Source organism: Streptomyces sp. NPDC048565 (genome assembly GCF_040650935.1).
GTDB lineage: Bacteria > Actinomycetota > Actinomycetes > Streptomycetales > Streptomycetaceae > Streptomyces.
The window spans coordinates 27,341-47,275 of sequence record NZ_JBEZIH010000028.1; the positions used below are offsets into that span (position 1 = coordinate 27,341).

A 19,935-nucleotide genomic window follows, 5' to 3' on the forward strand; every position below is an offset into this window, starting at 1 on the left:
GGGCCCGCCGACGGCAAATGGGGATCGCCCTCCTGCTGGAGCACTAACGGCGGCTGAAGAAGTCGGTGAGGGCGGCGGCGACGGCCTCGGGCTGCTCCTCGGGGATGTAGTGACCGGCGTCGGGCACGATGACGCCGGTCACATTCTCGGCCCACGGGCTGATGGAGGCCGCCATATCCGGGATCGAGCCGTGGCTGCTGGAGATTCCGAGGACGGGCGCGGTCAGTCGCCGTTGCTCGAGTGCCGCGCGGTTCTTGCGCGCGGACTCGTCGGCGTCGCGGTAGTAGGCGAGGCTGGCGCGCAGGCCGCCATCGACGGCGAGGGCCGCGCCGTAGTGGTCGAGCTCTGCTTCCTCGAACGCGTCGGGTGCGAGGGACTTGGTCTTCAGGAACCAGCTGATGTACTCCCGCTCACGGCCGGCTATCAGCGTCTCGGGAAGATCGGGCACCACGTGGAACGCGAAGTGCCAGGTCTTGAGCGCCAGAGTCGGGTCGAGAGGGATCGCCTCCGGCATGGTGATACCGGGAATTCCGGCGTCGAGCAGCGCGACCCCGTGCACTCGGCTCTCGTGGTTCAGGGCGAGGGAGAAGGCGACCCAGGCGCCGATGTCGTGCCCGGCGAGCCAGTAGTCCCGCACGCCGAGAGCGTTCACGGCGGCCTGGATGTGCGCGGCGACCGTGTGCGTGTCGTAGCTGAGCTCCGGATGCTCGGAATTACCTTGGCCCGGCCGGTCGATCGCTATAACCCGGAACCGATCGGCGAGAGCAGGCATGACCTTTCGCCAGGCCCACCACGTCTGCGGGAACCCGGTGAGCAGGACGACGGCCGGTCCGTCCGGCCGACCGCCTTCGACGGCGTGCAGGCGGACGCCGTCGGCGTCGACCCAGCGGTGCGTGAATCCGGCCAGGTCATGCAGGGGCAGGGCGGGGACGGGGTTGGTCATGGGAATCCTCCATCGAGGCGGCTGGATCGTGATTCGACGCTAGCACGTCTTGAACTGATCAGTCCAAGATGGGAGGATGGGCCGCATGGCAGGCAAGAAGCAGTTCGACATGGACACGGTGCTCGACGCCGCGATGATTCAGTTCTGGCGCTCCGGCTACGCCGACACCTCGCTCGACGACCTGTCCCGGGCGACCGGCCTGAACCGCAGCTCGATCTACTCCTCGCTCGGCGACAAGGACGCGCTCTTCCTTCGCTGCCTGGATCGCTACGCCACGCGCTACGGCGGCAAGTCCGGCGCCGCCCTCTCGTGCGCGGCCGAGGACCCCGTCGGCGCCGTCCGTGCGTTCTTCGATGTCACGCTGGGGCGCATCGCCGACCCCGCCGTGCCCGACGGATGCCTGATGGCCCAGTCGGTCATGGGGAGTCCGGCGCTGAGCCCGAGAGTCGCGGAGCGTGTCAAAGAGTTGTTCGGCCTACAGCGCCCGCGCCTGCGCACCGCACTGAAGGCCGGCGGAATGTCCGACGAGAACGCCGAGGACTTCGCCGTACACATAGCGGCCGTGAACCAGTCTCTCGCGGTGATGGGTAGGGCCGGGGCGAGCCCGGAGCAACTCCGGGCGATCGTCGGTGTGACCGTCGACGCGCTCGCGCGGGCGCTGAGACCGGTCGGATAGCTGGCATATCAAATTCTCTGTCTGAGAGTCATAGGCGCTTCTCAAAGAGTGGTATGCATCGTGAAGTGGCAGGTCGCGGGCCTGGTGTGATTCCGTGCCCGGGTGCTTGTGCTGGTAGCGCGCGGCAGTCTGCCGTACAGATCGTCGGGCAGGGAGGTCTTCGCGGGTTCTGGCCCGTTTCGACCCCACCCGGCGGTGATCACCGGCTACAAGCCGCCCGCAACCGGCCGCTGACCCGAGGTCAGAAGTTGTCCAACAAGGCGCTGGCCGTGGTTCGGGCGCCGGTCGAGCACGGCTTCGCCCACCTCGAGAACTGGCGCGGCCGTGGTCCAGCCAGGTGTTGCAGCCGCACACTCCTGACCTCGTGGTCTTTGCGCCTTCCATGCCGGCGAAAGCCAGTGGCCGAGGCGGTCCTGACGGCGGAGGTGATGTGGCGTTACCCTGCGCGGACGATTCTTCACAGGAGGTACGGATGCGTCATTCCGTCGGCCGGAATGTGTCGTTCCCCATCGTGCTCGCGGTCATCGGTTCGCTCGCCGCCGCCGCCCCGGCGGCGTCCGCACCACCCGTACCACCGCCGAAGTCGCCGGTGGCGGTGGGCTACGGGGGAGCCGTGTCCAGCGTCGACGCGGATGCCTCGGCGGCCGGCATCGAGGTGCTCCGCAAGGGCGGCAACGCCGTTGACGCGGCCGTCGCCACCGCCGCCGCGCTGGGTGTCACCGAGCCCTATTCGGCGGGCGTCGGAGGCGGTGGGTACTTCGTGCACTACGACGCCAGGTCGGGCCGGGTGGGCACCATCGACGGGCGCGAGACGGCACCCCGCAGCGCCGACTCCTCCCTCCTCCAGGAGGACGGAGAGCCGATCCCCTTCGACGAGGCCGTCACCAGCGGACTCGGGGTCGGTACCCCCGGCACGGCCGCCACCTGGCAGAAGGCGCTCGACACCTGGGGCTCCAAGTCGCTGGGGCGGGTGCTCGAACCGGCCGAGCGGCTGGCGAGAGACGGGTTCGTCGTGGACGAGACCTTCCGCTCCCAGACCGCCGACAACCAGGAGCGGTTCGCCGACTTCCCCGCGACCGCCAAGCTGTTCCTGCCCGGCGGAAAGCCGCCGGAGACCGGATCGGTGTTCAAGAACCCGGACCTCGCCCGTACGTACCGGACGCTGGGCCGCAAGGGCGTCGACGAGCTGTACCGGGGTGATCTGGCCCGGGACATCGTGTCGACGGTGCGGAAGCCTCCCGTGGACCCGGAGACGACGCGCGAGGTGCGTCCGGGAGACCTGACGGCCAAGGACCTGAAGACGTACCGCGTGCTGCGTCAGGCCCCGACGAGGACCGCCTACCGTGGCCTCGACGTGTACGGCATCGCGCCGTCCTCGTCCGGGGGTACGAGCGTGGGTGAGGCCCTCAACATCCTGGAGTCGACGGACCTCTCGAAGGCGAGCGAGACGCAGTATCTGCACCACCTCATCGAGGCCAGCAGGATCGCGTTCGCCGACCGGGGCCGCTGGGTCGGTGACCCCGCGTTCGAGGACGTCCCGACGCGGGAGCTGACCAGCCAGCGCTTCGCCGACTCGCGGGCGTGCCTCATCAAGGACGACGCGGTCCTCACCAGCCCGCTCGCACCGGGCGACCCGCGGAACCCCACCCGCTGCGCCACCGGGGGCAAGGCCGCCCCGACGACGTACGAGGGTGAGAACACGACCCACCTCACGACCGCCGACAAGTGGGGCAACGTCGTCTCCTACACCCTCACCATCGAGCAGACCGGCGGCAGTGCGATCACCGTGCCGGGGCGGGGCTTCCTGCTCAACAACGAGCTGACCGACTTCTCGTTCGCACCGGCGGACCCGGCGGTCCACGACCCGAATCTGCCGGGACCGGCCAAGCGCCCGCGCTCGTCGATCTCGCCGACCATCGTGCTGGAGCACGGTAAGCCGGTACTGGCCCTTGGCTCGCCGGGCGGTGCCACGATCATCACCACCGTCCTCCAGTCGCTGGTCGGACACCTGGACCGGGGGCTGCCCCTGGTCGACGCCATCGCCGAACCGCGCGCCAGCCAGCGCAACGCGGCCACCACCGAGATCGAGCCGGGACTGTGGGACAGCCCGGTGCGCGGGGAGCTCGAGGCACTCGGGCACGCGTTCAAGGAGAACCCGGAGATCGGAGCCGCCACCGGCGTCCAGCGACTCCCCGACGGGCGCTGGCTCGCAGCCGCGGAAAAGGTGCGACGCGGCGGTGGCTCGGCCATGGTGGTGCGGCCGAGCGGGCGTCCATGACCGGTCGGTGGTAGCGCTGGTCAGGAGGGGCCCGGCGGGGGCCCCTCGCATCCGGTGAAAGGGCACGAAGACGGGGAGGGCTGTCCCGGACGCCGGACGGCAAGCCGCTGGACGCCGCCCGGCTGCCGGACGCTGAAGGGCTCCGGGCCGTCATTCCGGTACCGACCCGATCGGTATTAGAATGACGGCATGGTACGGAACCCTCTCACCCCGGAAGAGCGCCGTCGCGGCGAGCGGCTCGGCGAGGTGCTGCGCGAGGCGCGCGGCGCCCGCAGCATGGTCGCGGTCGCCGCGAGCGCGGGAATCTCGGCCGAGACGCTCCGTAAGATCGAGACGGGCCGGGCACCCACCCCCGCCTTCTTCACGGTCGCGGCCCTCGCGGGGGCTCTCGGGCTGTCGATGGACGAGCTGCTCACGCTCTGCGTGCCGAAACCCGCCTCCGCCGAGGATTCGCTGCCGGAGGCGGGCGTGCTGCCGCTCACCGCGTAGGGTCGCGCCTGTGACTCTCCAGGACTTCGCCCGTAGCGAGTACATCAGCCTCACCACGTACCGGAAGGACGGCACCCCCGTCGCCACGCCCGTCTGGGCCGCGGCAGAGGGCGATGTGCTCTACGTCTGGACCCGGACCGACTCCTGGAAGATCAAGCGGCTGCGCAACGACAGCCGGGTACGCGTCACCGTCTGTGATGTCCGTGGCCGCGTCGCCGAGGGCGCGCCGAGTGCCGAGGGGACGGCGCGACTGGTCGAGGGTGACGGGCTCGTGCTGGTGCGCAAGGTACTGGCCCGCAAGTACACCTGGAAGTTCAGGTTCCTGGACTGGCCCGCCCAGATCCTGTGGCGCGGCAAGCGTCGCCACACGGGGATCGCCGTCACGTTCTGACGGAGAGGGCCGCTGTGACCGGTCTGGCCGGTGTGGCCGGCCCGGCCTGGCCGTGATGCGGACGCACCGTGCCGGAAAAGCGCGCGTAGTCCGTCCGTAACACGCCTGCGGTCGAATGCCCGGCGGACTGGAATGTCCCAGTCCCGGGCGACCGGTGAGGGCGATGGTGACAGTGCATCAGGATCCGTGGGAAGTAAGGGCGTTCGCGCAGTACCTACGCGACCTGGGCGCCCGGCTCGATCCCGGACAGGGCTGGTACGGCGTCTTCTGCGCACGCGATCCCGACGGCATGCGCGCCTGTTTCGACGGCTCGGAGGTCCCGCCCTGGGACGTGGTCGAGTCATTGCTCCAGGACCTCGCCGCGGTGCGCGGCACCGAGTTCGCCGCGCAGGAGTCCGTACAGGCGGCGCAGCTGTGTGCCGCCGCGTCCGCGGCGTACGACAGGCGCCCCGGCGGGCGGCAGGCCCTCGTCGACCGGCTGGGCGTGATGCTCCAGGAGCAGACGTACGCGGCCCGGCGGATGCGGGCGGCCGGTGAGGACGGGGCGCCCGCGCGGGACGGGGACACCGAGGTCCTGGCCTGGGCGCGGGACGACCACACCCGCGCCACGGCACGCTGCACCGAGCTCCGCGGCCGGCTCGCGGCGGTGGAGAGGACGGTGCCGGACAGCTGGTTCCGGGGCCAGGGTGACGCGAGCGCGCCTGACGACCCTGCCGGGCGTACGCCAACGGCTCCCGGCCCCGGCCCCGAGCCCGTATCCGCACCTGGTCCCGGTCCTGGTCCCGCGCCCGCGAAGAGGCGCAGGAAGCCGAGCGGGGCGCGCTTCGCGGGTCTGGAGATCGAGGACGGCGCCGAGGCCGGTCCCGACCCCTCGGAGGTGCCCGCACTGCCGGTCGCGGGGCAGACCGACGCCGTGCCGCGCGGGGCCCGCTTCAGGGGCTCCCAGGCCGAGGACGGCGCAGGTCCGGCCGCGCAGCGGGCGGCGGAACCCGCCCCCGCGGCGCGCCGGGCCGCCGAGGACGCCGTCGCACTGCTCGTACGGTTGCGCGCCGAGGGTCGCAGCGGTGAGGCGCACGTCGTGCTCTGCGAGGCCGCGGCGTGGCCCGCCGGACACCTGCCGGTGCTCGCCGTCGCCCTGCACGGGGCGGGCCTGGACGCCGACTGGGCGACCCTGCTGTGGGAGGCGTCCTCCCTGCCGCCGGCCGAACTCGCCGCCTCGGCGGCCGCGCTGGCCGCCGCGGGCCGCGCCGACGACTGCGGGCAGCTGCTCCGGCAGGGGGTGGCCAGGCCCGCCGACGAGATCGCCGACGCCGTGGTCGCCCTCGACCTGGCGGGCCTGGAGCCGGAGGCGCGGGCGCTGCTGGGCGCGTTCGTCCGCGTAAGGACCCCGCAGGACGCGGCCCGCGTCGCCGAGAGCCGGCCCCGCCATCTCGTCCCCCGCCTGCTTGCGGCGGCACGCGAGGTGTCGGAGGCCCGGGAATGGGACGTGGTCCACGCGCTACGGGTAGCGGGCATCGCGGCGCCATAGGGCGGCCGGGCCTGCGCCCTTCCGGGCCCGCGCCCCCGCCGGGCCACCGGCCACGCCCCCCCGCCGACCTCGCGATGCCGGGAGACGCAAGGTCGGCGCCTACCCGGGCATCCCGTGCGTCGTGCGGCGGTGGCCGGTGCGGCGGTCCCTGATGTCGGCCCAGCGTGCTCCGTACACCGTCTCCGTGACCGTCGGCTCGCGCAGGAAGTCGTGCGGGAAGCCGAGCGGCACCGCGCTCACCCGGTCCAGCCGCTCGACCGCCCCGGCGTCGAGCTCCACCTCCAGGCAGCCCAGGTTGTCCGCCAGCTGGCTCTGTGTCGATGCGCCGATGATCGGGACGATGTTGCCCGGCCGCCCGCGTAGCCAGGCGAGCGCGACCTGCGCAGGCGTCCAGCCGCCCAGGGCCGCGATCTCCACCACCGCGCCGACCGTCTCGTGCTCACGGCGCTGTGTCTCGTCGGCCGTCCCGTCCGGCCTGCCCGCGGCATCGGCATCGAAGTGCCTTCCCGTGAGCAGGCCGCGGGCGAGCGGGCTCCAGGCGAAGACCGCCTGGTCGAAACCGTGGGCCTGGGGCAGCAGTTCACGCTCCGGCGTCCGCTCCAGCAGGCTGTAGCGCAGCTGCGAGCCGGTGAAGGCGGTCCAGCCGCGCAGCTCGGCGAGGGTGTTGGCCTGGGCGATCTCCCAGGCGGGCCAGTCCGACACCCCGACGTAGAGCACCTTGCCGGAGCGTACGAGGTCGTCGAGCGCGCGCATGACCTCATCGACCGGGGTGAAGTGGTCCCGTGCGTGCACCCACAGGACGTCCAGGCGGTCGGTACGCAGTCGCTCCAGGCTCGCCTCCACCGCCCGCACGAGGTTCTTCCGGTGGTTGCCCGCCGCGTTCACATCGTCGGAGACGGTCGCGCAGGAGTACTTGCTGGCCAGTACGAGGCCCTCGCGGCGGGCGCCGAGCAGTTCTCCCAGTACCGATTCCGAGGCGCCACCGGCGTAGATGTCGGCGGTGTCGACGAAATTGCCGCCCGCCTCCAGGTAGGCGTCGAGGATCTGCCCGGTCGTCCTGACGACGCCCTCCCGCCCGGATTCATGGCTGCCGAGCGTCATGGCACCCAGGGCCAGTTCGCTGACACGCAATCCCGTCCTGCCGAACAGTGTGTACTGCACAAGATTCCCTTCGGTCGGAAGCCGCCCCGGAGGCTACGAGCTCAAGCGCACTCGAACGCAAGCGCCCGTTCCGGCCTCGTGGCCCATGCACATGCCAGTCCCGCTGGGCTTGGGGAGATAAATCCCATTTCACCCTTTATCGTCGGTCAAGGCATAGCCACACAAGTGGTCCATGTCCCCCCGATGATGTGGAGGCATCATGCTTACTCAGCAGATCACCCTCACCGCGACACCGGCCCAGACCACCACGCTGAGCGCCCTGATGGCGGAGCCCGAGGCAGCCGTCAGCGACGCCCCGCTCTACACCCCCGAGGCCGCGGGCTTCCTGCTCGCGCTCCTCCTCCTGTCTCCCAAGGAGCCGAAGGAGCCCCGGGGCAAGTGAGTTCCCACTCCGCATTCGCCGAGGCGGCCGACGCCCTGGCAGGCAGTGTCCTCGGTGCCCTCGACGGCACCGGGGACGCTGTGCAGCTGGCGCGGTACGCCGACGACGCCCCCGACACCCTCGCGGCGCTGGCAGCCGTACGGGTGCTGGGAGCCGATGTCTTCAGCCCCCACCTTCTGGCGGGCCACTCCCTTCCGGCGCAGGACGCAGCCGTCGTGGCCAAGGCCTTCGACGCCTTCCCCGCGTCCGGCCCCCCGGACGACGCGACTGTCGCCCGCCGCGACCACGCCACCGCGGTCCTGCTCGCCCGGCTCTCCGGTGACGACACGCTGCGCGCACTCGCGCCCGCGCCGGCGGACGACACCATGCCAGGACCCGCGGGTGACTGGAGCGGCTGGTCCGTCCGGATGGCCCAACTCGCCCCGCTCGCCACGCTCGGCCTCGACAGCCCGGTCCACGAGGCGGCCCGCCGTGAGGCCCTCTCGCTGGGCCGCGGGATGAGCCGCTCGATCCTGCGCCGAGACTTCCCCACCGCCGTGCGGCTCGTCCGCTGGCTGGCCTGGCTGCGGTACGAGGGCGTGGACCTGCCCCTGGACCCGGAGGTCGCGGCCGAGCACGTATGGCTGGTGGGCGGGGGCGGCCCGCGTGTGGCCCTGGACCTGGCGATCGCCCGGCACTTCCTCGAACAGCGGCCCGGCACGGCCCGCAGGAAGGCGGCACACCGATGACGACGACGATCTCCGAGCCGGTCACCCGGGCCGCTCGCGGCATGGCCGACCGGGCGCTGTCATGGCTGCACGCCAACCGGGACCTCGGCGGCCTGCCGCCGGGCACGACCGAGACCATGGCCGACCCCGACAGCGTCTACAAGCCGCTGGGGGAGACCACCCTCGCGGCCTCCCTGATCCTGCGCGACGGTGTCGCGGGACCCGGGCGCCTGGCCGCGGCCCAGAGCCTGATGGACTTCACCTGGGAACAGTTCAGGCGCGGCGACATGATCTACGAACGCCAGCTCCGCCACACCCTGATGACGGACCCGCTGGAGATGTACGCCCCCTTCGTGCGCTGCGGCTACCGCCACGAGGCGCTGGACCGTCTGCTCGTCCACCGCTCCCGTGTGCGGTCGGTGAGCAGCGTGGAGGTCCTGCCGAACCGGCGGCTCGCCGTCGCCAACGCCGCCCGGGTCGTGGGCCTGGACCACACCGAGGACCTGAAGGCGCTGGCCGGAGCCACCTGGCTCGGCGCGCGGCCCGAACCGTGGGCCATCAACTGGATCACCGCCTACGCGATGACCCACACCGTCTTCCACCTCACCGACTGGGGCGGCAACCCGGGCGGACTGCCGCCCGAACTCTCCGACTACGTACACACCTGGCTCCCCGTCTGGATCGACATCTGGCGCGAGGTGGGGCAGTGGGACCTGGTCACCGAACTGCTCGTGGTGGGCGCCTCGATCGAGGAGCCCTACTGCCGGGCGGAGGACTGGGAGGCCGTCGCCGCGCTCCAGCACGAGGACGGACTCGTGCCCCGGGACAGCGACCCGGTGGACGACGACCCGCAGCGGCGCTTCACGGACCACCAGCACACGGTCGTCGTCGCGGCCGTCGCCGGATCCATCGCGCTCGCCCGGTCCGCGGAGCAGCGGTGAGCGTGTGACCCGTACGCCGCTGACCGACCGCCTCCAGCCCCTCCTGGCAGCCGCCGAGGGGCCGGCGGCGGCGGTCGCGGCGGTGCGGGGCGCCGAGCGTGCGGTGCTCAGCCGCGGCCCGGTGGGGGAGAGCACCCGGTTCGAGACGGGCTCGCTGACGAAGACCTTCACCGCCCTGCTGCTCGCCGAACTGGCCGCCAGGGGCGAGGTCGGCTACGGCGACCGCGCCGACCGCTATCTGCCCTTCCGGCTCCCCGGGCCCCCGCTCACCCTCCTCCACCTGGCCACCCACACCTCGGGACTGCCCCGGCTGCCCCCGGGGCTGCTGGGCCGCGCGGTACGCAGCGGCTGGCTCAGCAATCCGTACGCCGCCTTCCACGAGGACGACCTGCTCGCCTCGCTGCGCCGGACCCGGCTGCGGAGCCGGCCGGGCAGCCGGGTCCTGTACTCCAACTTCGGCGGGGGCCTGCTGGGCCACGTACTCGCCAGAGCCGCGGGTGGCACCGGGGACGACTACCCCGCCCTGCTGGCCGAGCGCGTGACCGGCCCGCTCGGCCTCACCGACACCGACTGCGACCCCAACCGCCCCCAGGCCACCGGGCATTGGCACGGCCGCCCGCGTCCAGCCCTGCTGATGCCCGGGCTGACCGCGGCGGGAGCCGTACGCTCCAGCGCCCGGGACCTGCTGCGCGTCCTGGCCGCGCTCCTCGACCCGGACACCGCCCCTGACGCCGTACTGCGCACCGCGCTGACCGAGGTGCAGCGGCCCCGGCTGAGCGTGCCCCGCACCGGCTCCCGGCTGTGCCTCATCTGGAACCTCCGCCCGCGCCCCGGCGGTGCGCTGCTCCACCACTCAGGGGGCACCCGGGGCTTCACCGCCTTCGCGGGCTTCCTTCCCGGCTCGGGCACCGGACTCGTGGCCCTCACGAGCGCGGCTCCCACCCCGCTCGCACCCTTCGTCCAGTCCGCGTACGGGGCCCTTCGGGCACTGGACGAGCGGCCCTTCGGGACGGTGTGGACCGCTCGGGTGTGAAACATGATCGACTCCGCCGGTTCACGGCGATGGTCTTGCCCCGTTGTGTGACGGGGCTTACGTTCTCCTCCTATGCACCGTGTCTACGGGCGTAGAGAACGAAGAGGCTCTCTGACGCCGCGTCGAAGGAGCAGCTCATGTCCCATGTCGTACGCGCCGCACTCGTCCAGGCGACCTGGACCGGCGACACCGAATCCATGATCGCCAAGCACGAGGAACACGCGCGGGCGGCTGCCCGGCAGGGTGCGAAGATCATCGGATTCCAGGAGGTGTTCAACGCCCCCTACTTCTGCCAGGTCCAGGAGCCCGAGCACTATCGCTGGGCCGAGCCTGTCCCCGACGGGCCGACGGTCCGCCGGATGCGCGACCTCGCCCGGGAGACGGGCATGGTGATCGTCGTGCCGGTCTTCGAGGTCGAACAGTCCGGCTTCTACTACAACACCGCGGCGGTGATCGACGCCGACGGCTCGTACCTCGGCAAGTACCGCAAGCACCACATCCCGCAGGTCAAGGGATTCTGGGAGAAGTACTACTTCAAGCCGGGCAACGCCGGCTGGCCGGTCTTCGACACCGCCGTCGGCAAGATCGGCGTCTACATCTGCTACGACCGGCACTTCCCCGAGGGATGGCGGCAACTCGGACTCAACGGAGCCCAGTTGGTGTACAACCCGTCCGCCACCTCGCGCGGCCTCTCCGGCTATCTGTGGCAGCTGGAACAGCCCGCGTCCGCCGTCGCCAACGAGTACTTCATCGCCGCGATCAACCGGGTCGGCCAGGAGGAGTACGGCGACAACGACTTCTACGGCACGAGCTACTTCGTCGACCCGCGCGGTCAGTTCGTCGGTGACGTGGCGAGCGACAAGGAGGAGGAACTCGTCGTACGCGACCTGGACTTCGGGCTGATCGACCAGGTCCGCCAGCAGTGGGCGTTCTACCGGGACCGCAGGCCGGACGCGTACGAGGGGCTGATGGAACCGTGAGCGGACTCCATGAACGGCACCTCGCCGTCAGCCCCGACTGGCTGACGCTCTACTACCGGAACCCCCTGGAGCTCACCCACGGCGAGGGCCGCCATGTCTGGGACGCGGACGGCAACCGCTACCTCGACTTCTTCGGCGGCATCCTCACCACGATGACCGCGCACGCCCTGCCCGAGGTGACCAAGGCCGTCTCCGAGCAGGCCGGCCGGATCATCCACTCCTCGACCCTCTACCTCAACCGCCCGATGGTCGAACTCGCCGAACGCGTCGCTGCGCTGTCCGGCATCCCCGACGCCCGGGTCTTCTTCACCACATCCGGCACCGAGGCCAACGACGCGGCCCTGCTCCTCGCCACCGCCCACCGCGGGTCGAACCAGATCCTGGCGATGCGCAACAGCTACCACGGCAGATCGTTCTCGACCGTGTCGATCACGGGCAACAGGTCCTGGTCGCCCACCAGCCTCTCGCCGCTCCAGACGCTGTACGTCCACGGCGGGGTCCGCGGCAGGGGACCGTACGCGGAGCTGAGCGACGAACGGTTCATCGAGGCCTGTGTGGCGGATCTGGAGGACCTGCTCGGCCACACCCGGGGGCCTGCGGCACTGATCGCCGAACCCGTCCAGGGCGTCGGCGGGTTCACCGCACCGCCCGACGGGCTGTACGCGGCCTTCCGCGAGGTCCTCGACCGGCACGGCATCCTGTGGATCTCCGACGAGGTGCAGACCGGCTGGGGGCGCACAGGCGACCACTTCTGGGGCTGGCAGGCGCACGCGTCGAACGGCCCGCCGGACATCCTCACCTTCGCCAAGGGCATCGGCAACGGCATGGCCATCGGCGGTGTCGTCGCCAGGGCCGACGTCATGAACAGCCTGGACGCCAACTCCATCTCGACGTTCGGCGGGTCCCCGGTCACCATGGCCGCCGGGCTCGCCAACCTCTCGTATCTGCTTGAGCACGACCTCCAGGGCAACGCCCGGCGGGTCGGCGGGCTGCTCATCGAGCGGCTCCGGGCCGTCACGGCGGGCTCCCCGGCCGTACGGGAGGTGCGCGGCCGAGGCCTCATGATCGGCATCGAGCTGGTGAGACCCGGCACCGGCGAGGCCGCCCCGGAGGCCGCGGCGGCCGTACTCGAAGCGGCCCGCGAGGGCGGGCTGCTCATCGGGAAGGGCGGCGGCCACGACACCAGCGTCCTGCGGATCGCGCCACCCCTGTCGCTGACCGTCGCCGAGGCCGAGCAGGGCGCGGAGATCCTGGGCGAGGCACTGCACGCGGCGACCTGAGCGCCGGAGCCCCGCGGCCCGCCCCCGCCGCAGGGGGCGGGCCGCTCTCCCGTACGTCATCACGCACCGCGTCTACGTCCGTAGGCCGGTTCCGCCACCGCGAGGAGGGGTCATGAGCCGCACCGTCATCCACGGGGGTCTCGTCATCACCGCGTCGGACGAGATCCACGCCGATGTACTCATCGAGGGCGGACACGTCGCCGCCCTCGCCGCCCACGGCACCGAAGCGGCGGCGGGCTGGAGCGCCGACCGCAGGATCGACGCCACCGGGAAGTACGTCATCCCCGGCGGCGTCGACGCGCACACGCACATGGAGATGCCGTTCGGCGGGACCTTCGCCAGCGACACCTTCGAGACCGGCACCCGGGCCGCCGCCTGGGGCGGCACCACCACGATCGTGGACTTCGCCATCCAGACCATGGGCCGCTCGCTGCAGGAGGGGCTGAACACCTGGCACCGGAAGGCCGAAGGCAACTGCGCGATCGACTACGCCTTCCACATGATCCTCTCGGACGTCAACGAGTCCACGCTCAAGGAGATGGACCGCCTGGTGGCGGAAGGCATCACCTCGTTCAAGCTGTTCATGGCGTATCCCGGGGTCTTCTACTCCGACGACGGGCAGATCCTGCGTGCCATGCAACGCGCGGCGGGCAACGGCGGGCTGATCATGATGCACGCGGAGAACGGCATCGCCATCGACGTACTCGTCGAGCAGGCGCTCGCGGAGGGCCGCACCGATCCGCGCCACCACGGCGACGTACGCAAGGTCGCCCTGGAGGCCGAGGCCACCCACCGCGCGGTCCAGCTCGCCCGGGTGGCGGGGTCGCCGCTGTACGTCGTCCATGTCTCGGCCGACGAGGCGCTCGACGAGATCGCCGCCGCCCGGCACAAGGGGCTCCCGGTCTTCGGCGAGACCTGTCCGCAGTACCTCTTCCTCTCCACCGACAACCTCGCCGAACCCGGCTTCGACGGCGCCAAGTACGTCTGCTCGACGCCGCTGCGCCCCCGGGAGCACCAGGAGGCACTCTGGCGCGGTCTGCGGAACGACGAGCTCCAGGTCGTCTCCACCGACCACTGCCCGTTCTGCTTCTCGGGCCAGAAGGAGCTGGGCAGGGGCGACTTCTCGAAGATCCCCAACGGCATGCCGGGCGTGGAGAACCGGATGGATCTGCTGCACCAGGCCGTGGTGGACGGACACATCTCGCGCCGCCGCTGGATCGAGATCGCGTGTGCGGCGCCGGCCCGGATGTTCGGCCTCTATCCGAGGAAGGGGACGATCGCGCCGGGTTCGGACGCGGACGTCGTCGTGTACGACCCGGCCGCCGAGCAGACCATCTCCGCCGCGACGCACCACATGAACGTCGACTACTCGGCGTACGAGGGCAAGCGGATCACGGGGCGGGTCGAGACGGTCCTGTCGCGCGGTGTCCCGGTCATCGAGAAGGGCGGCTACGTCGGGCGTGCGGGGCATGGGGCGTACGTGCCCAGGGGCTTGTCCCAGTACCTCTGAGCGGTCCGCCGGGCGTGTCAGCTGGGCGAGCGCTGCTCGTCGTACCCGGAGCGGGCGGCTTCGACGTCGTCGAGATGGTCGACGAACCATTCCATCATGGCTTGCAGAGGGAGCCTCAGCGTCCGGCCCAGGGGCGTGACGCCGTACTCGACCGCCACCGGCTCCGTGGACACGACCACCCGCTCGACCATGCCGTCGCGCTCCAGCCGCCGCAGGCACGCAGTCAGGGACTTCGGTGTGACGGCCGGCAGTTGTTGCCGAAGTTCGTTGAAGCGCCGGGGACGCTCGCACAACGCGTCCAACACCAGCATGGACCACTTGCCGAACAGCTGGTTGAGCAGGCGGCGGCCGTCGTCATCGAGCTCTGCTGGCTTCACTTCGGTCTCCTCGGCGATACCTGATCTCGTTGCAGTCTACTTCGACTACTAGATATACAAGATATATCGAGCAGCCCGGCGGCCGAAGGCAGGGACCGTCGCTGGACGCGTCGATCGTGGACGGGACAAGAAGACGCCGTCACCCGACATCAGGAGGCATGTATGAACGACAAGGTGGCCACCACTCCGAAGCCCGCGCATCGCGACGTCTTCGTTGCTCACGCTTACCCCGAGAAACAGGTGAACCTCGGCGAGATCACGATGAACTACGCGGAGGCGGGGTCACCGGACAGGCCCGCACTCCTGCTCGTTCCCGAGCAGACGGGCTCCTGGTGGAGCTACGAGCCGGCGATCGAGCTCCTGGCCGAGGACTTCCACGTGTTCGCCGTCGACCTGCGTGGGCAGGGACGGAGCACCTGGACGCCGAAGCGGTACAGCCTCGACAACTTCGGGAACGACCTGGTGCGCTTCATCTCGCTGGTGATCCGGCGTCCGGTCATCGTGTCGGGGAACTCGTCCGGTGGGGTCCTGGCCGCCTGGCTGTCGGCGTATTCGCTCCCCGGCCAGATCCGTGGCGCGCTCTGCGAGGACGCGCCGTTCTTCGCCTCCGAGCTCGTCCCCGCGTTCGGGCAGAACATCCGCCAGGGGGCGGGACCGTTCTTCGAGCTGCTCAGCAAACACCTCGGCGACCAGTGGTCCATCGGCGACTGGGCCGCCTTCTGCGCAGCTGCGCGAGCTTCGTCGTCCAAGCTCGCGCAATTCCTCCCGGCAGGCGCGGAGCCGCCCCAGAACCTCAAGGAGTACGACCCGGAGTGGGCGCGGGCGTTCTTCGAGGGAACCGCCAGCCTGAATGCCCCCCACGACCGGATGCTGGCGCAGGTCAGGACACCCGTGCTCATCACCCACCACAACCGGGCCGTCGACCCGCGGACGGGCGGTCTCGTCGGGGCGTTGTCCGACGAGCAGGCGCAGAAGGCTCAGGACATCATGTCGTCCGCAGGCGTCAGGGTCGACTATGCGTCGCATCCGGAAGCGCACCACATGATGCACCGATTCGACCCGGCGCTCTACGTGAAGCTGCTGACCGAGTGGGCCTCGACCCTGCCGACGGAATGACCGGGACGGGCGTCGGAAGAGGAGCCCGCACCGGCGATCGCTGACGGATTCCCTACTCCTTCACGAACGCCAGGAGGTCGGGGTTGATGACGTCCGGATGCGTCGAGAGCATCCCGTGGGGGTAGCCCTCGTAGCTCTTCAGCCTGCCGTTCGGAAGCAGCTTCGCCGACAGGGGCCCGGCGTCCTCGTAGGGCACGATCTGGTCGTCGGTGCCGTGGGCGACCAGGACCGGCACCTCGATCTTCTTGAGGTCCTCGGTGAAGTCGGTCTCCGAGAAGGCCTTGATGCACTCGTAATGGGCGTTGGCCGCGCCCCGCATGCCCTGCCTCCACCAGTTGTCGATCAGCCCCTGCGACACCTCGGCACCGGGACGGTTGAATCCGTAGAACGGACCCGACGGCACCTCGACGTAGAACTGTGCGCGATTGGCGGCCAGGGCGGCGCGGAACCCGTCGAAGACCTCGATCGGCAGGCCGCCCGGATTCGACGCGGACTTCAGCATGACCGGTGGCACCGCACTGACGAGCACGGCCTTCGCCACCCGCCCGGGCTCGGACCGGGCGACGTAGCGGGCGACTTCGCCGCCGCCGGTGGAGTGCCCGATGTGGACCGCGCCGCGCAGGCCCAGCGCTTCGGCCAGCGTCCGTACGTCGGAGGCGTAGGTGTCCATGTCGTGCCCGTCGGTGCTCTGGGAGGAGCGCCCGTGCCCCCGTCGGTCGTGGGCGATCACTCGGTAGCCCTGGGCGAGGAAGAAGAGCATCTGGCTGTCCCAGTCGTCCGCGCTGAGCGGCCAGCCGTGGTGGAACACGATCGGCTGGGCGTCGCGCGGGCCCCAGTCCTTGTAGTAGATGTCCGTGCCGTCGATCGTCGTGACCGTGCCCATGGTCGATCCTTCCGCTTGAATCGCTTACGCGGTGAGACGTGCGGGAATTCACCGTCCTCACAGGGGCGGATCGCTACTGCCGAAGAGGTCGATACAACGACCAAACGCCATAAACGATACCTTTAGCTGACAGAACTCTCATTCCCTGGCATCACGGCTGTCCCAGGGGATCTCCGTCGAGGCGAAATGGCTGAGTCCGCGCTGCTGCCAGAGGCGCGCGTGGAGGGCGAGGCGGTGGCGGTGGCCGTCCCAGTGCGGCGGGCGGCCGGTCCACGCGGCCTCCGCGACGGACGGCAGGCGGGGCAGGAGCAGGAACGTCACGTCGTCGAGTCCCTCGACCGACTCGGCGAAGACCGTCGCCTCGACGCCGGCGACGCGGTCGTCGGGGACCGCGTGGGAGGCCGGGTCCCAGGCGGCGGTGTGCCGCACGCCGAGTGGCCGGTAGGAGGGGAACCCGAGGCGCCCGGCGTCCGCGGCCTGGGCGGGCGGGACGACCTCGGGGGTGTACGCCCGGTCCAGGTAGAGGTGGGACTGCGGGGACAGGAGTACGCGGGCGCCGCCTTCGAGGATGCGGGCGAGGTCGTCGTCGCTGGGGGCGAAGAAGTTCTTGAGCGCAGCGATCAGCTCGGGGGTGTGGCCGGCCGCGAGCAGTTCGGGGCGGTCCGCGAGCTCCTCCGGGGTGTCCGGCAGGTCCATCATCGGCACGTCCACCCAGAACTGGGCGATGTCGTCCTCGCCGGCCCCGGCGCGGGAGGACTCCTGCCAGCCCAGCGGACGCTTCCCCGACTCCCGTACGAGTGAGCGCAGTTCGCGGATAGCGTGCGCGAAGGCGGCCGGGGTCGTCCCGACGGCCTCGTCGCCGCCGATGTGGACGAACGGTCCCTCGGTCACCCGGCACACATCGGCGATGACCGAGGCCACGGCCGCCCGGGTGTCGGGGTCCGCGAGGTCGAGTGGCGGGACGAACGGGAAGCGGCCCTTCAGACCCTCGGGCGCCGGCGCGTCCGGGAGTCCGGGCAGCGCCTCGCGCAGGGTGGCGCAGTGCCCCGGCAGGTCGATCTCGGGGACGACCGTCACGAAGCGTTCGGCGGCGTACCGCTGGAGGGCGCGGTACTCCTCGGTGGTGTAGAAGCCGCGCGGGGCGTCGTCGGGCCCTGCGGCGGTGAGCCCGGGGATGCCGGGGACCTCGATGCGCCAGCCCTCGTTGTCCGTCAGGTGCAGGTGCAGCACGTTGAGCTTGTAGAGCGCAGCCAGATCGATGAGGCGGCGCACCTCGCCGGGCGCGAGATGGTGGCGGGCCGGGTCGACCAGGAGGCCGCGCCAGGCGTACCGGGGGGCGTCGTGCAGCTCCTGGCGGGGGATGGGGCCGGAGGAGGTGGCGATCAACTGGAGCGCCGTGGTCGCCGCCCGGAACACCCCGGCGGGGGTGGCCGCCCGGCAGTCGATGCCGGACCCGGTGACGTCGAGGCGGTAGGACTCGTCGACCGGTCCCGCGGCGCCGCAGGGCGCGACGCCCACGGTCCCGCCGTGCGGCCGGAGCGTCTCGTCGAGGCCGAGCGTGAGGGTCGCGGGCGAACCCGAGGCGTCCGAGCCGGTGCCCGCATGGGGTTCGAGCAGGGTCTCGACGGTCCGGGCCACCGCGGTCAGCCGGTCGTCAGCGGTGTGGATCCGCCAGAGTCCCGAGGTGTGCGGGCCCGGACCTGGAGCGGCCGTGTCCCGGTGCCCCGTCTGGGGGATGACGGCGTTCAACTGCTCCTCCATGGGCTGCTCCCTGCTGATGTGTGAACCGGGCGCCTTCGGTGGGGCGCTGGGGCGGTTGCCCCTTCCTGCGGGCCAGGTGCGCCTGTACGCTAACACGAAAACCGATCAATGAACGCTTTTCATGGAGTGGTGGCATCGGCCTCCGCCGGCCCCGTTCCGATGCGGAAGGAGCTCCCCTATGACGCCCCCGACCGGGCCAGGTCTCACACTCCCGGAAGGCTTCCTGCTGGGCGCCTCCACCTCCGCCCACCAGGTCGAGGGGAACAACGTCTCCAGCGACTGGTGGGCCATCGAGAACCGGCCGGGGACGTTCGTGGCCGAGCGCAGCGCGGACGCGGCCGACAGCTTCCACCGCTGGCCCGAGGACATGGACCTGCTCAGTGAACTCGGCTTCAACGCCTACCGGTTCAGCATCGAGTGGGCCCGGATCGAACCCGAGCGCGGGCGGGTGTCACGTGCTGCCGTCGCGCACTACCGCGCCATGGTGGGCGGAGCCCTTGAGCGTGGTCTCGCGCCGGTGGTGACGCTGCATCACTTCACCTCGCCGCGTTGGTTCAGCGAGCTCGGCGGCTGGGCCTCACCCGACTCGGCGGAGCTGTTCGCCGCGTACGCGCGCGTCGCCACGGAGATCCTGCTGCCGGGCGTCCGTCATGTGGCCACCATCAACGAACCGAACATGATCGCGCTGATGCACGCCCTGATCCGGGGGGCCGGCCCCGCGGCGGGCGACGGCGCCGGGCGGCCGACGAGCGACGAGCGTACAGGTGTCGCACTCGACCCCGGTTCCGTGGAGCCCGACGCCACCGTCGCGCAGGCGCTGATCCGTGCCCACCGGGCCGCCACCGCGGTCCTGAAGGCCGCCGACCCCGCACTCCAGGTGGGATGGACGGTCGCCAACCAGGTCTACCAGGCCGAACCCGGCGCGGACGTGGCCACGGAGGCGTACGCCAGGCCCCGTGAGGACATCTATCTGGAGGCCGCCCGCGAGGACGACTGGATCGGCGTCCAGGCCTACACCCGCCACCGGATCGGTGACGAAGGACCGGTGCCCGTCCCGCAGGGCGTCCCCACCACGCTGACCGGCTGGGAGATCTACCCCGATGCGCTGGGGGAGGCCGTACGGCACACCGCTGACGTCGTCGGCCCGCACGTCCCGGTCCTGGTCACGGAGAACGGCATCGCCACGTCCGACGACGAGCAGCGCATCGCCTACACCACGGCGGCGCTGGCGGGCCTCGCCTCGGCGATGCGGGACGGGATCGACGTCCGTGGCTATCTGCACTGGAGCGCACTGGACAACTACGAGTGGGGCTCCTACCGGCCGACGTTCGGGCTGATCGCGGTCGACGCGCGGACCTTCGCCCGTACGCCCAAGCCGTCCGCCGTATGGCTGGGCTCGCTCGCCAGGTCAGGCCGCATACCCGAAGGGGGCGGCGGGCCCGGTGGACACCCCGCGGCCGGATCCGCCGGTGTCGGCAGCGCCGGTTAGGCTGCTGAGC

19 protein-coding genes are annotated in these 19,935 nt (G+C 71.1%); 14 read left to right on the plus strand and 5 right to left on the minus strand.

Annotation, left to right across the window (positions count from 1 at the left end; genetic code table 11):
- Nucleotides 1–43: 43 nt before the first annotated feature.
- Nucleotides 44–943: an alpha/beta hydrolase gene (locus AB0C75_RS28865; protein WP_362894666.1), complete on the minus strand. Its 900-nt coding sequence runs from the start codon at nt 941–943 to the stop codon at nt 44–46.
- Between the two features lie 85 nt (nt 944–1,028).
- Here AB0C75_RS28865 and AB0C75_RS28870 point away from each other — a divergent pair, with 85 nt between their 5' ends.
- The 5 genes from AB0C75_RS28870 to AB0C75_RS28890 all read left to right on the plus strand — a co-directional run bounded on the left by AB0C75_RS28870 (nt 1,029) and on the right by AB0C75_RS28890 (nt 6,305).
- The gene (locus AB0C75_RS28870; RefSeq protein WP_362894667.1) at nt 1,029–1,619 is read left to right on the plus strand and encodes a TetR/AcrR family transcriptional regulator; all 591 of its coding nucleotides are present in this window, start codon (nt 1,029–1,031) and stop codon (nt 1,617–1,619) included.
- A gap of 472 nt (nt 1,620–2,091) precedes the next feature.
- On the plus strand, nt 2,092–3,897 hold the full coding sequence (gene ggt, locus AB0C75_RS28875; protein WP_362894668.1) for a gamma-glutamyltransferase: 1,806 nt from the start codon (nt 2,092–2,094) through the stop codon (nt 3,895–3,897).
- Between the two features lie 189 nt (nt 3,898–4,086).
- A complete protein-coding gene (locus tag AB0C75_RS28880; protein WP_362894669.1) occupies nt 4,087–4,386 on the plus strand; it encodes a helix-turn-helix transcriptional regulator in 300 nt (99 codons plus the stop codon).
- A 10-nt stretch (nt 4,387–4,396) separates the two neighbouring features.
- A complete protein-coding gene (locus AB0C75_RS28885; RefSeq protein ID WP_362894670.1) occupies nt 4,397–4,777 on the plus strand; it encodes a PPOX class F420-dependent oxidoreductase in 381 nt (126 codons plus the stop codon).
- 166 nt (nt 4,778–4,943) lie between these two features.
- The gene (locus AB0C75_RS28890) at nt 4,944–6,305 is read left to right on the plus strand and encodes a hypothetical protein (protein WP_362894743.1); all 1,362 of its coding nucleotides are present in this window, start codon (nt 4,944–4,946) and stop codon (nt 6,303–6,305) included.
- 99 nt (nt 6,306–6,404) lie between these two features.
- Here AB0C75_RS28890 and AB0C75_RS28895 read toward each other — a convergent pair whose 3' ends face one another.
- A complete protein-coding gene (locus AB0C75_RS28895; protein ID WP_362894671.1) occupies nt 6,405–7,466 on the minus strand; it encodes an aldo/keto reductase in 1,062 nt (353 codons plus the stop codon).
- Nucleotides 7,467–7,665: 199 nt separating this feature from the next.
- Between AB0C75_RS28895 and AB0C75_RS28900 the strand changes: the two genes are divergently transcribed.
- From AB0C75_RS28900 to hydA, 7 genes are all read left to right on the plus strand, one after another.
- Nucleotides 7,666–7,848, plus strand: a complete 183-nt coding sequence (locus AB0C75_RS28900) for a hypothetical protein (protein WP_362894672.1) — start codon at nt 7,666–7,668, stop codon at nt 7,846–7,848.
- Entirely contained in the window at nt 7,845–8,576 is a 732-nt protein-coding gene (locus AB0C75_RS28905) for a hypothetical protein (RefSeq protein WP_362894673.1), read from the plus strand. The genes AB0C75_RS28900 and AB0C75_RS28905 overlap by 4 nt, the downstream gene beginning before the upstream one ends.
- Nucleotides 8,573–9,496, plus strand: a complete 924-nt coding sequence (locus AB0C75_RS28910) for a hypothetical protein (RefSeq protein ID WP_362894674.1) — start codon at nt 8,573–8,575, stop codon at nt 9,494–9,496. The genes AB0C75_RS28905 and AB0C75_RS28910 overlap by 4 nt, the downstream gene beginning before the upstream one ends.
- A 4-nt stretch (nt 9,497–9,500) precedes the next feature.
- Nucleotides 9,501–10,529, plus strand: coding sequence for a serine hydrolase domain-containing protein (locus tag AB0C75_RS28915; RefSeq protein ID WP_362894675.1), 1,029 nt, complete (start codon nt 9,501–9,503; stop codon nt 10,527–10,529).
- Between the two features lie 137 nt (nt 10,530–10,666).
- Nucleotides 10,667–11,509 carry a nitrilase-related carbon-nitrogen hydrolase gene (locus AB0C75_RS28920; protein ID WP_362894676.1) on the plus strand — a complete coding sequence of 281 codons (843 nt, stop codon included), beginning with the start codon at nt 10,667–10,669 and terminating at the stop codon, nt 11,507–11,509.
- Entirely contained in the window at nt 11,506–12,789 is a 1,284-nt protein-coding gene (locus AB0C75_RS28925; RefSeq protein WP_362894677.1) for an aspartate aminotransferase family protein, read from the plus strand. The genes AB0C75_RS28920 and AB0C75_RS28925 overlap by 4 nt, the downstream gene beginning before the upstream one ends.
- 112 nt (nt 12,790–12,901) lie before the next feature.
- On the plus strand, nt 12,902–14,299 hold the full coding sequence (gene hydA / locus AB0C75_RS28930) for a dihydropyrimidinase (RefSeq protein WP_362894678.1): 1,398 nt from the start codon (nt 12,902–12,904) through the stop codon (nt 14,297–14,299).
- A 17-nt stretch (nt 14,300–14,316) separates the two neighbouring features.
- Here the strand turns inward: hydA and AB0C75_RS28935 are convergent, their stop codons facing one another.
- Nucleotides 14,317–14,676, minus strand: a complete 360-nt coding sequence (locus tag AB0C75_RS28935; protein ID WP_362894679.1) for a helix-turn-helix domain-containing protein — start codon at nt 14,674–14,676, stop codon at nt 14,317–14,319.
- Nucleotides 14,677–14,838: 162 nt separating this feature from the next.
- Between AB0C75_RS28935 and AB0C75_RS28940 the strand changes: the two genes are divergently transcribed.
- A complete protein-coding gene (locus AB0C75_RS28940; RefSeq protein ID WP_362894680.1) occupies nt 14,839–15,792 on the plus strand; it encodes an alpha/beta hydrolase in 954 nt (317 codons plus the stop codon).
- Nucleotides 15,793–15,844: 52 nt separating this feature from the next.
- Here AB0C75_RS28940 and AB0C75_RS28945 read toward each other — a convergent pair whose 3' ends face one another.
- Together AB0C75_RS28945 and AB0C75_RS28950 are read right to left on the minus strand one after the other, a co-directional pair.
- On the minus strand, nt 15,845–16,675 hold the full coding sequence (locus AB0C75_RS28945) for an alpha/beta hydrolase (protein WP_362894681.1): 831 nt from the start codon (nt 16,673–16,675) through the stop codon (nt 15,845–15,847).
- A gap of 138 nt (nt 16,676–16,813) precedes the next feature.
- Nucleotides 16,814–18,436 carry a family 20 glycosylhydrolase gene (locus AB0C75_RS28950; RefSeq protein ID WP_362894682.1) on the minus strand — a complete coding sequence of 541 codons (1,623 nt, stop codon included), beginning with the start codon at nt 18,434–18,436 and terminating at the stop codon, nt 16,814–16,816.
- A gap of 178 nt (nt 18,437–18,614) precedes the next feature.
- Between AB0C75_RS28950 and AB0C75_RS28955 the strand changes: the two genes are divergently transcribed.
- The gene (locus AB0C75_RS28955) at nt 18,615–19,925 is read left to right on the plus strand and encodes a family 1 glycosylhydrolase (protein ID WP_362894683.1); all 1,311 of its coding nucleotides are present in this window, start codon (nt 18,615–18,617) and stop codon (nt 19,923–19,925) included.
- Nucleotides 19,926–19,935: the final 10 nt, after the last annotated feature.